The sequence below is a fragment of the Lutibacter sp. genome (assembly GCF_016342705.1).
Taxonomy (GTDB): domain Bacteria; phylum Bacteroidota; class Bacteroidia; order Flavobacteriales; family Flavobacteriaceae; genus Lutibacter.
The window spans coordinates 25,585-37,224 of sequence record NZ_JAEINV010000024.1 but is presented as its reverse complement, the minus strand read 5'-3'; the positions used below and the strand labels follow the sequence as shown (position 1 = coordinate 37,224).

Genomic DNA, 11,640 nt, shown 5'->3' with positions numbered 1-11,640 from the left:
TTATAATAACAAAAGACCGCATTTGAGTCTTAATATGAAAACACCTAACTTTATACATCAAAAAACCTGTGAAGATAACTTCACAGGTTTTCATTATTTTTTTTAATAATCGTCAACCTATTTTAGGACGACTCAATCGTTAGGATCTTCCTCGTGTTGCTTTTCTTCTTCAATTTCTTTAGGAGCAAATAAATCTAGCAACGCATCTGGTAAATAATCTAAAATTGAGGATGCTGTAAAAGTTTCATAACCAGTTTCCTGAATTGCAATATCTGCTGTTCTTCCGTGTAAATAAACGCCAAAAATAGCCGCAATAGAAGGTTCGTAACCTTGCGAAACGAGTCCAGTAATTAATCCAGTTAAAACATCACCGCTGCCTGCAGTTGCTAACGCTGGGTTTCCTGTTGAGTTAAATGTTAAATTATTACCGTCTACAACTACTGTATGAGCACCTTTTAAAACTAAAATTACTTTATGCTCTTTTGAAAACTCAATTGATTTATTAAGTTTATCATAATCATTTTTCCAAGCACCAATTAATCGTTCTAATTCTTTTGGATGTGGCGTTAAAATTGAATTTTTGGGTAATAATGCTACAAATTCAATATTTAAAGAAAGCAAATTAATAGCATCGGCATCAATAATTAGTGGAAGTGTATTTTCCTTTAAAAATTTATAAAAGCCAGCAATAGTTTTTTCATGAGTTCCCATTCCTGGGCCAATTCCTATAACTGTTGGTTTTGTTTTAAAATTGAAGTAAGATAAAGTATTGTCATCATCAACTTCAACCATTACTTCAGGAATTGATATTTGCAGTACATTATACCCACATTTAGGAACATATGCAGTTACAAGTCCACTTCCTATTTTTAATGCGGCTTTTGACGCCAAAGTAATAGCTCCAATTTTACCAAAACTTCCTCCAATCAATAGTGAATGGCCAAAAGTACCTTTATGCGACCATTTATTACGTGGTTTGTAATTGGTTAATATGTCTTCTTTAGTTGTAAAATTTATAGATGGTTTTAAACTTTCTATAAAATTTAGATCTAATCCAATATCAATTACTTCCCAAGTATTTATAAAATCTTTATTTTCAGGTAATAGAAACGCTAATTTTGGTGTTTGAAATGTGAGTGTATGTCCTGCTTTTAAAACGGCGTTTTTATCTGTAACAGATTTATCTCCAAATAATCCCGAAGGAAAATCAATGGCTAAAGTAAATACTTTAGTACTGTTAATATATTGAATTAGTTTTTTTGTGAATCCTGATGGTTTTCTGGATAGGCCAATTCCAAAAATAGCGTCAATTACAATATCTTCAAAAGAAATTATTGGAAATTCATTTTCATTATTTATTACAGTTGGCCAACTGCCAAGTTCTTTTAGTCTATTGTAGTTTTCAAGAAATTCAGGAGTTCTTTTGTCGCTAAAATTCACAATATAACAACTAATATTATAGCCATGTTGAATTAAATGACGTGCAATTACCAAACCATCGCCACCATTGTTGCCAATTCCACAAAACACATAAATTTTAATATTTTGACCTTGTAATCTATGATGAAGCCATTTAAAACATTGTGTTGCAGCATATTCCATTAATTGAATGGATGTAATTCCGTTAGTTGCAATAGTAGCTTTATCTGCTTTTGCTATTTGTTGAGGAGAAAGTATATACATGGTAATAAATTTAATAAAAAAAACCTCTCCATTTGGAGAGGATTTTTATTTTTTTATCCTTTAAATTCGCCCATTTTGGCGTATTTTTCCATTCGCTTTTTTACAAGCTCTGTTGGACTTAATTTTTTTAATTTATCATAAGCCTCTAAAATTGTTTTTTCAACTTCTTTAAAAGCAGTTTCTCTATCGTAGTGCGCTCCTCCTAATGGTTCTTTTATAATACCATCAATTAATTTTTGTTTTTTCATGTCTTCTGCAGTTAATTTTAAAGACTCTGCAGCTTGCTCTTTATAATCCCAACTTCTCCATAAAATAGAAGAACAAGATTCTGGAGAAATAACAGAATACCAAGTGTTTTCCATCATATATACTACGTCTCCAACTCCAATACCAACAGCACCTCCAGACGCACCTTCTCCAATTACAATTGTAATAATAGGTGTTTTAAGGCGTGTCATTTCTAAAATATTTCGAGCAATAGCTTCGCCTTGTCCACGTTCTTCTGCTTCTAATCCAGGGTAAGCCCCAGGAGTGTCTAAAAGTGTTACAACTGGAATTCCAAATTTTTCAGCCATTTTCATTAATCGAAGTGCTTTTCTATAGCCTTCTGGATTTGACATTCCAAAATTTCGATATTGTCTGGTTTTTGTATTATAACCTTTTTGTTGACCAATAAACATAAACGATTGATCTCCAATTTTACCTAAACCACCAATCATAGCTTTATCATCTTTTACAGTTCTATCTCCGTGTAATTCCATAAAAGTGTTGCCAGCTAAAGCAGTGATATGATCTAATGTGTAAGGTCTGTTTGGATGTCTAGAAAGTTGAACTCTTTGCCAAGCAGTTAAATTTTTATATATTTCTTTTTTTGTTTTTAGCAGTTTCTTTTCAATGTTTTTGCAACTTTCGGTTACATCAACATCACTTTCTTTGCCAATTATTTCGCATTTATTTAATTGCTCTTCTAGCTCTTTAATTGGTAATTCAAAATCTAAATATTCCATATTTTTATTTTTAGATGTAACAACAAATATACTAACTTAAAAAAAATGATTGATATGTTATGTTGTTTTTTTATTTTTTAAAATTCCATTTATAATAACGGTAATAAGAATTACACTTGCGCCAATATAAAATTGAGGACTCATTTTTTCTTTTTCACCAAAAACTAATACGGCTAAAATAATTCCATAAATGGGTTCTAAATTTATGGTTAGCATAATGGTATAAGGTGTTAAATATTTCATTAAATTAACTGAAGCAATAAAAGCGTACGCTGTACAAATACTACTTAGTATAAACAGGTATAAAACATCTGATTTTGTAAGAGCAAAATCAAAACTATTAAAACCTGTTGTGAAAATTATAAAACCTGTTAAAAAAATTACACCAAACAAAAGTTGGTAAAAAGAAATTACTTCGCCACTGTGCTTTTTTATATATAAACCATTTAATACTGAAAATAAAGCTGATAAAAATGCCGCTATTAAACCATAGATAATACCTAAGGTGTAATCATTTTCAACATTAAAAATTATATATAATCCTGAAATTACCAATAAGCCAAAGAATAGTTCCATAAAATCTAATCTTCTTTTAAAAAAGATAGGTTCAATTAATGAAGTAAACAGTGCTCCAGTACTTAATGAAACTAAAGCAACCGACACATTAGATACTTTTATGGCTGAAAAAAAAGCCACCCAATGGCAAGCAATGATAACACCACCAATAAAAAATTTTATTAAAATTTTTGGAGAAACTTTTAATGTTTTTTTCTTTAATATAAAATATATAAATACAAAAATGACAGCTAGTGACATTCTATACCAAGTTAAAGGAATTGCTTCAATTTTAATTAAGGCACCCAATATTGCTGTAAATCCCCAAATAAATACAATTAAGTGAAGATGAAGGTAATTTTTAAGGTTAGTTTTTTGCATTTTTTAAATATAAATAAATGGCAAGCGTTCCAAAAAATAAGTTGGGTAACCAAACCATAAATAATGCATTTGTTTCGGCTCCTGCGCCTAAAACTTCTGCTATTTTTAATAAAAACACGTATACAAACATTAAAGTAATTCCTATTGCAAGATTAACACCTAAACCTCCTCTTTTCTTTTTTGAAGCCAAACAAACAGCTATAAAAGTTAATATATATGAGGCTATTGGTAAGCTGGTTCTTTTATGAAACTCAACTAAATAAGTGTTTAGGTTACTTATTCCTCTCGCTTTAGATTGATTGATGAATTTATTTAATTGTATTGAATTCATTTCTTTAGCTAAATCATCAACATTTATTAAATCTTCTGGAGTAAATGTAAATAATGTGTCTAGTATAACGCCTGTTTGTATTGAATCTCTGTCTTCAAGAATAATTCTTTTTTGAAAGTTTGTTAATTTAAATACGGTATCAGCTTCAATCCATCTAATATTTTCTGCTAATAGTTTATATTTAAGTTTAGTACCTTCAAATTTTTCATAAGAAAATTTATAACCTTGCTTGCTGTCAATATTCCAGTTTTTTAAATAAATATAATCGTTTGGGCCTAATTGCAAATTCACGTGAGTTAATTGATTTGCGTTATATTCTTTCTTTTTTAAATAAGCATTGTTAAATTCATCAAACACTTTATTACTTTTTGGAACAATAAAATGATTCATGGATAATCCTATAAATGCTACAATTGAAGCACCAATGAAATATGGTTTTAAAAAACGAGTAAATGAAATTTTTGCTGAGTGAATAGCTATAACTTCGGTATTTCCAGCGATTTTAGATGTGAAAAATATAACAGCAATAAACAATGCTAAAGGCATAAATGTATTACCGAAGATTACAATAAAATTGAAATAGTAATCTTTTAGGATTGTGTTTAAAGATAAATCCGTGTGTCTTAAAAATTTATCTATTTTTTCTGAGACATCTATAGCTATTGCAATTGGGAGCAATAGCGTTAAAATTAAAGCAAAAGTGCTTAAAAATTTCTTTAATATATATTTATCTAATATTCTCAATGTTACAAATTAATAAGGAAATTGTTTCTTATAATTTTTGATCTAATTGTTTCACCATTCGGTTTTTCCACGCAGTAAAATCTCCCGCTAATATATGCTTTCTTGCCTCACGAACCAACCATAAATAAAATCCTAAATTATGAATGGATGCAATTTGCTTCCCTAACAATTCTTTTGAAATAAATAAATGACGTAAATACGCTTTAGAATACATAGTATCTACAAAAGTAATTCCCATTTCATCAATAGGAGAGAAGTCATTTTCCCATTTTTTATTTTTAATGTTTATAGAACCATTTGCCGTAAATAGCATTCCATTTCTAGCATTTCTGGTTGGCATAACACAATCAAACATGTCAATTCCTAAAGCAATATTTTCTAAAATATTGGTTGGTGTACCAACTCCCATTAAATAACGAGGCTTGTCTTCTGGTAAAATTGCAGTTACAATTTCTGTCATTGCATACATTTCTTCCGCAGGTTCTCCAACTGAAAGCCCACCAATAGCATTTCCTTCAGCTCCAACACTTGCAATAAACTCGGCAGATTGTTGTCTTAAATCTTTATAAGTACTTCCTTGTACAATTGGGAAAAAGGCTTGATTATAATCGTATTTTAAAGGTGTTTTATCTAAATGTGTAATACATCTTTTTAACCAACGATGTGTCATATACATAGATCTTTTTGCATAATTATAATCGCACGGGTATGGCGTACATTCATCAAAAGCCATGATAATATCTGCACCAATAGAACGTTGTATTTCCATTACATTTTCAGGAGTAAACGTATGGTAAGAACCATCAATATGGCTTTTAAATTTTACACCTTCTTCGTTAATTTTTCTTCTTTCTGAAAGTGAATAAACTTGGTATCCACCACTATCAGTTAAAATATTTCGATCCCAGTTCATAAATTTATGTAAACCACCAGCTTGTTCTAAAATAGTAGTTTGTGGACGTAAATATAAATGATAGGTGTTTCCTAAAATAATATCAGGATTTATCTCGTTTTTTAATTCAGATTGATGAACACCTTTTACTGTACCAACAGTTCCTACTGGCATAAATATTGGTGTTTCAATAATACCGTGATCTGTTGTTATTACTCCGGCTCTAGCCTTGCTTTGAGCGTCTGTTGTTTTTAATTCAAATTGCATAGTCGGCAAAGATACAGAAACAGTTTTGTTTGAGAAAAATTAAATAGAAGCCTTATGGATAAATTTAATTGAAAATAGAATATTAAGACGTATAGCTTATTAGAATTGGAAGGTATATAAAATATGAATATCGGAAATAATTTATTTTTTTATTTTACTTCGTAAATTTTGTTTCAGAAATCTACACTATCGTTTTCTTCCAAATTTATAATTTTTCGACTTGTTTGGTGCACTTTGTTTTTTCTTATAATTATCTTTTGAGGCTTCTTCTGTTTTACTAGATTCAGAAACCATTTTATTTATATGGTCCATTTCAACTGTTGATAATTCGCGCCATTCGCCAACTTTTAAATTACCTAAAGTCACATTCATAATTCGAGTGCGTTTAAGTTTTGTTACTTCAAAATCTAAATATTTGCACATCCTTCTAATTTGTCGGTTTAAACCTTGTGTTAGTGTAATATTAAAAACGTAATCACTAATTAATTCAACTTTACAATTTTTGGTAATAGTTCCTAAAATTGGGATTCCATTGCTCATTTTTTCTATAAAATCAATAGAAATTGGTTTGTTAACGGTTACAATATATTCTTTTTCGTGATTGTTTCCGGCACGTAAAATTTTATTTACAATATCTCCATCATTGGTTAAAAAAATTAAACCTTCTGAAGGTTTATCTAGCCTTCCAATAGGAAAAAGTCGTTCAGGATGATTAATATATTTAATAATGTTTTTTCGTTCTTTTGAATCAGTTGTGCTAACAATTCCAATAGGTTTATTAAATGCTATATAAAGTGTTTTTGGCTTTGCAATTAATGGTTGTCCGTTTATTTTAACAATATCACCTTCAAAAACTCTATTGCCTAATTGCGTAGGTTTTCCATTAATTGTAACTTTTCCTTCAGTAATTAATTTTTCAGCTTCTCTTCTTGAGCATATGCCTGTACTGCTAATGTATTTATTTAAATTAACTGAAATGTCATTAGTATTTTCCACACCTTTTTATTTAATGCAGCGAAGTTACTAAATATTATTAATTTTAATTTTGTAGTTGTTGAATTGATACACTTTTTTAAAGTGTAGTATTTTTTATGTGCATAAACCAAAAGCATTTTAATATTCAGTGAGAATGATTTCAATCAGTAATTTTAGTGATTTTTATTAAATTATTAATTAGAATTTGACCTTAATCATTTCATGTGTTTTTACAAATAACTAAATTTAATTTATAAAATAAGCATCATGAAAAAACTTATCTTGTTATTCGGCATATATCTTTTATTATTGTCCTGTTCATCAAATAGATTTGTAGATAGTTGGAGAAATAAAGAGGTTTTAACATTTAAACCAAATAAATTATTAGTTATTGGAATGACTGACAATCAAACAGCTCGAAGAATTTTTGAAGAGGAATTAAGAAGAGCTTTTGTAGTTAGGAATATAAATGCAGTTGAAAGTACAAACATATTAGATTCAGAATTTTCAAAATCAAAAAAAAGCGAATCTGAAATAGATGATATGATTAAAACTATTTCTAAACAAGGATTTGATGCTGTTGTAATTAGCACAGTTAAAGGAGTTGAAAAGAGGAGAAATTATTACGATAATTATAATGCATTAGGTTATAGATGGTCTAGATTTGGGAAATATTATTTTTGGTATCAAGATATTTACTATACACCTCATTATTATGATATTTATAAAATTTATCATGTAGAAACTTCTATTTATTATATTAACCAACAAGATAATAAATCTTTAGTTTGGGTAGGTGCATTAGATTTGGTTAATCCGCAAACAATTACAGAAACTATAAATAAATATGTTTCTAAAGTAATTAAAGAGTTAGAAAATGAAAAGCTTATAACTAAATATATTTAAATGTTTGGATTGAAAGCTTCAATCATTTAGTGAAAATGGAGTTTTTTGTATTATAGCAAATAAGAGGTATATTACTGAAAGCTTCAAAAGTTTTTACTAAATCAATATATATAATTTTATTTAAAAAGTCCGGTTTTTTACGCTCAAGCATTGCGAGTATATCGGCATTATTTTCTTCTAAATAGTTATGAATGGTATTTAAAATATCTTCAGAAAATAAAACTTTAAATTCTAAATTTTTGTAATTTGTATGTTGTAATACTAATTCTTTAAACCATTCCATTTTATCAGAACAGTCCTTTTCTATAGTTTTTGCAATATGAATTATTTTTATGGTGGAATTAAAGAATTTGGCAAATTCAACTAAATTTTTAATTGCAAAAATATCAGCTTCCTCAAAATCCGTTGCATATACAATGGTATTTACTTTTTTTTGAATATTACTTTCAGGAACTGCTAATATGGGACAAACAGACTTTTCAATAAGACTTTTTGTGGTGTTCCCAATAAAAAAGTCTTTAAATTTATGAACACCTTTCATACCAACTACAACCAAATCTGCATTAAATTTTAGAGACCATATATTTATGGCGCTAATTATTGAATTATGCTGAATAGCTTTGTAATTTAAATTCAAATTTTTACAACTATCCCCAAAATGTTCTAAACAAAATGTTTTTAGTTTTAATGTTTTTTTTTCCTGAACTACTTCATCTAAAAGAATATTTGGTATCTCTAAAAGTGAACCAAGCGCGGAATTATTATATACGTTAATGACAAAAATGGATGTATTCATTTTTTTGCTTAATTCACAAATATATTTTAATGCAACTATGGAGCAGGATGAATAATCTATTGCGCAAATAATATTTTTCATTTTAATCAACTTAGTTATGTTATAAAATTATAAATACAAATGGTAAAATTTTATGATATGTCTCAAATGATTAATATTATAAAATGACCGCAATCATTTCTACAAATTATATCCTTTAATAATTTTACTAATAAATTGAATTGTAGTGATTTATGAAAGGGTAAATAGTTGTTTAATCCTAAATTATAGGTTATGAGTGATTTTAGAAGTAGACCAAACGGAACTTACATTTTTGAAGCAGAATGGCAAGATTTATACGTGCTAACAGAACATTGGAAATCAGACCTTTTATTTTATAAAGACGATTTGCGGTTTTTAGATCATTTAATTGATAAATATTTTATTTGGTTAACAAAAAAGGAAAATATAGATCAAGTGAGAGCAATTGAAGAGAATTTAATAGCAACAGAACTAAACTGTTCAAAATTAATTAAAAGGATTAAAACCCACATAAAGCATTTGGCAGAGCTAATAGATAATCCTTTTGCTTACGATTCACATAAGTTTAGAACGGAACATCAAATTCTGGAAGATGATTTTACAAAATTTATAAAATTGTTTAGAAAAAACAGGCAAGAAGTATTTAAAATTACGGAACACGTTATTGATACAGAAGAATTAAGTAATCATTTAATTAGATAAAAATAATAGTGAGTATATGAAAAGTTTAGCAAAAAAAACAAAGAGTAAAACAATTTATGAAGCTTATTGGCAAGAACTATATTTGTTGACAGAAAACTGGAAATCCGATTTGTTATTCTATCAAGAGGATTTGTATTTTTCTCATAATTTAATTAATAAATACAATCAATGGATTTCTAAAAAAAATATTAAAAACGAATTTCAAGAAATTGAATATTCCATTTTTGAATTAATAAGAAATTGTAATCAATTAATTGATAAAACTAACCATCATTTGAGTAAAATTTCGAATAATATTAGTACGCCTTATTTAAACGATTCTTATGGTTTTAGAACTATTCACGATCAAATGGAAATAGAGATTGAGGAATTTATTAAAATGTATAGAGCTAGCAGATTAAAAGTTTTTTCAATGTCAGATGAAGTTATTGAAAGGAAGGAGTTTGCTTAGTTTAAGGCTCTTATTTTGAGTTATTGGAAATCATGTAATATATAAGTTAACTGATTTTTATATACCTACTGCCGGATATTTAATTTTAGTTGGTTTTGTTTTTCCAGTATTTGTAGAAACGGTATTTTCTAGTAAGAAAGGTGGCTAAATTAAATCCAATGGATGCTTTAAGGACTGAATAGAAACAATTAATAACCATTTAACAGTATGCAATTCTTATTAAAAATTTACAGGAACTACTTAAAGAAATAACAGAATTAACTTTTAAAATAGAAAAAAACTATCCGGAATTGTATCAGTTTTTAGGAGAGAATCCATTTACAATTCCTTCAAAAAATCATCCTGACATCAATAAAAAAGTAATGCAAGATTATTTGGAGAGTTTAAAACAATTGTTAGCGCATCATTTAGAAACGCATTTAACAATTTAAAAATAATATTATGGGAGAAATAGCAACATCAGTTCGTCAAATTACATTTTATTACAATTCTAAATCGGTAAGGGCTAAACAAGCCTTAGCATATGCTAAAGCAAAAGGAGTGCCAATTTTAGAAATTGATATTTTAAAAACGCCATTAACAGGAACTCAAATTGCAGAAATTGCAGAAAGATTGAATTTAAAAATTCAAGATTTAGTTAATCAAGAGCATACTTCATACACTTCAAAATTTATTCATCATAATTTTTCTTCAACAGATTGGATAAAAATGATACAACATAATCCAGAAATATTAAAACAACCAATTGCAATAAGAGGCGATAAAACTATTTTAGTTGAAACGCCTACAGATATAATAAAAATTTAAAAAACATATTATGAAAAATGAACTTATTTTTAATTCAGATTTACATTTTGAACACAAACAATGGAGACGAGAACTTTTCTTTTGGGAAGATGAATTGAAATCCTTTAAAAACAGATTGGAAGAATTGGTAATAAGATGGACAGATAAAAATATGCTTGCTCAGTTAGATCATTATCAAAATCAATTTATTATTCAAGAAAATGCCATTGATGAACTTCAAAAGGATATTCATATTCATGAAACCAATATTGCTGAATCAAGTAAAAACGGATACGATGTTTTGGATACATTATTTGTTAAAAAACATATTGAATTTAGAAACCATATGGAAACACAAAGAAATATTTACAATAATTTAAAAAAAGAGTTTTTTAGGTTTTTATCTGAATTCATGTAATTAAAAATCCCGTAAAAAAAAGATAAATACTTCCAGATTTAGTACTTAAAACAGGGAAGTATTTATCTTTTTAACTTAAAAAGTTAAAATTTTAGGAAGTTAAATAACTAAGAAATCTCAATAACTTTTGGTTTTGCTTTTTTAGCTTCTTCCTTTTTTGCGAGGTTAAATTTCAAGATTCCATTTTCATACTTTGCTTTAATTTTTTCATCTATAATAGATTCAGGTAATTCTAAAGATCTTTCAAATGATGAATAGCTAAATTCTTTTCTAGTATAGTTTTCATCCTTTTCATCTTTAGAAATTGTTTTTTTTGCTGAAATATTTAAGCAACCATTATCTATGGTAATTTCAAAATCTTTTTTGTCATAGCCAGGTGCGGCTAATTCAATTTCAAATCCATCTTTTTTTTCTTTGATATTTAAAGCAGGTTCATCCATTTTTTTTAACCACAAATGATCATTAAATAATTGGTTTGCATTAAAATCCAATAAATCTGGTATGAGCAGACTTTCAAATGGTCTTTTTCTAAATTTTACTAGTGACATAATATAAATATTTTAGATTAAACATAATTTCCATCACAAATTTATATTCAATGCTGTAGGAATGAAATGATTTGCATCAAAGCCAAATAATATTTTTTGTTTTGTTTAGGAAAGTCAATAAAAATGGGGCTTTCGGATAATAAAAAGTAAAAATAATTTTGTGTAATTTTTGAAATA

At 27.7% G+C, this 11,640-nt stretch carries 14 protein-coding genes; 6 read left to right on the top strand and 8 right to left on the bottom strand.

Annotated elements, in window-relative coordinates; genetic code table 11:
• Window positions 1-132 precede the first annotated feature (132 nt).
• The 6 genes from JEY78_RS15285 to rluF all read right to left on the bottom strand — a co-directional run bounded on the left by JEY78_RS15285 (window position 133) and on the right by rluF (window position 6,856).
• The gene (locus JEY78_RS15285; protein ID WP_291853408.1) at window positions 133-1,683 is read right to left on the bottom strand and encodes an NAD(P)H-hydrate dehydratase; all 1,551 of its coding nucleotides are present in this window, start codon (window positions 1,681-1,683) and stop codon (window positions 133-135) included.
• Window positions 1,684-1,736: 53 nt separating this feature from the next.
• Window positions 1,737-2,690: an acetyl-CoA carboxylase carboxyltransferase subunit alpha gene (locus tag JEY78_RS15280; RefSeq protein ID WP_291853405.1), complete on the bottom strand. Its 954-nt coding sequence runs from the start codon at window positions 2,688-2,690 to the stop codon at window positions 1,737-1,739.
• A 57-nt stretch (window positions 2,691-2,747) separates the two neighbouring features.
• The gene (locus JEY78_RS15275) at window positions 2,748-3,626 is read right to left on the bottom strand and encodes an EamA family transporter (protein WP_291853403.1); all 879 of its coding nucleotides are present in this window, start codon (window positions 3,624-3,626) and stop codon (window positions 2,748-2,750) included.
• Window positions 3,613-4,701: an LptF/LptG family permease gene (locus JEY78_RS15270; RefSeq protein ID WP_291853400.1), complete on the bottom strand. Its 1,089-nt coding sequence runs from the start codon at window positions 4,699-4,701 to the stop codon at window positions 3,613-3,615. The genes JEY78_RS15275 and JEY78_RS15270 overlap by 14 nt, the downstream gene beginning before the upstream one ends.
• A gap of 28 nt (window positions 4,702-4,729) precedes the next feature.
• Window positions 4,730-5,860 carry a tRNA guanosine(34) transglycosylase Tgt gene (gene tgt / locus JEY78_RS15265; protein ID WP_291853397.1) on the bottom strand — a complete coding sequence of 377 codons (1,131 nt, stop codon included), beginning with the start codon at window positions 5,858-5,860 and terminating at the stop codon, window positions 4,730-4,732.
• A 186-nt stretch (window positions 5,861-6,046) separates the two neighbouring features.
• Window positions 6,047-6,856, bottom strand: coding sequence for a 23S rRNA pseudouridine(2604) synthase RluF (rluF, locus tag JEY78_RS15260; protein WP_291853394.1), 810 nt, complete (start codon window positions 6,854-6,856; stop codon window positions 6,047-6,049).
• A gap of 246 nt (window positions 6,857-7,102) precedes the next feature.
• Here rluF and JEY78_RS15255 point away from each other — a divergent pair, with 246 nt between their 5' ends.
• Entirely contained in the window at window positions 7,103-7,741 is a 639-nt protein-coding gene (locus tag JEY78_RS15255; protein ID WP_291853391.1) for a hypothetical protein, read from the top strand.
• A gap of 22 nt (window positions 7,742-7,763) precedes the next feature.
• Here JEY78_RS15255 and JEY78_RS15250 read toward each other — a convergent pair whose 3' ends face one another.
• The gene (locus JEY78_RS15250; RefSeq protein WP_291853388.1) at window positions 7,764-8,618 is read right to left on the bottom strand and encodes a universal stress protein; all 855 of its coding nucleotides are present in this window, start codon (window positions 8,616-8,618) and stop codon (window positions 7,764-7,766) included.
• 192 nt (window positions 8,619-8,810) lie between these two features.
• Here JEY78_RS15250 and JEY78_RS15245 point away from each other — a divergent pair, with 192 nt between their 5' ends.
• The 5 genes from JEY78_RS15245 to JEY78_RS15225 all read left to right on the top strand — a co-directional run bounded on the left by JEY78_RS15245 (window position 8,811) and on the right by JEY78_RS15225 (window position 10,915).
• Window positions 8,811-9,260 (top strand): hypothetical protein, encoded by a 450-nt coding sequence (locus tag JEY78_RS15245; protein WP_291853385.1) that lies wholly within the window; start codon window positions 8,811-8,813, stop codon window positions 9,258-9,260.
• 16 nt (window positions 9,261-9,276) lie between these two features.
• Window positions 9,277-9,711 (top strand): hypothetical protein, encoded by a 435-nt coding sequence (locus JEY78_RS15240; protein ID WP_291853382.1) that lies wholly within the window; start codon window positions 9,277-9,279, stop codon window positions 9,709-9,711.
• Between the two features lie 290 nt (window positions 9,712-10,001).
• Window positions 10,002-10,142, top strand: a complete 141-nt coding sequence (locus JEY78_RS15235; RefSeq protein WP_367158790.1) for a hypothetical protein — start codon at window positions 10,002-10,004, stop codon at window positions 10,140-10,142.
• A gap of 10 nt (window positions 10,143-10,152) precedes the next feature.
• On the top strand, window positions 10,153-10,518 hold the full coding sequence (locus JEY78_RS15230; protein ID WP_291853380.1) for a hypothetical protein: 366 nt from the start codon (window positions 10,153-10,155) through the stop codon (window positions 10,516-10,518).
• A gap of 10 nt (window positions 10,519-10,528) precedes the next feature.
• Window positions 10,529-10,915 carry a hypothetical protein gene (locus JEY78_RS15225; protein WP_291853377.1) on the top strand — a complete coding sequence of 129 codons (387 nt, stop codon included), beginning with the start codon at window positions 10,529-10,531 and terminating at the stop codon, window positions 10,913-10,915.
• Between the two features lie 107 nt (window positions 10,916-11,022).
• Here JEY78_RS15225 and JEY78_RS15220 read toward each other — a convergent pair whose 3' ends face one another.
• A complete protein-coding gene (locus tag JEY78_RS15220; RefSeq protein WP_291853374.1) occupies window positions 11,023-11,463 on the bottom strand; it encodes an Hsp20/alpha crystallin family protein in 441 nt (146 codons plus the stop codon).
• Window positions 11,464-11,640: the final 177 nt, after the last annotated feature.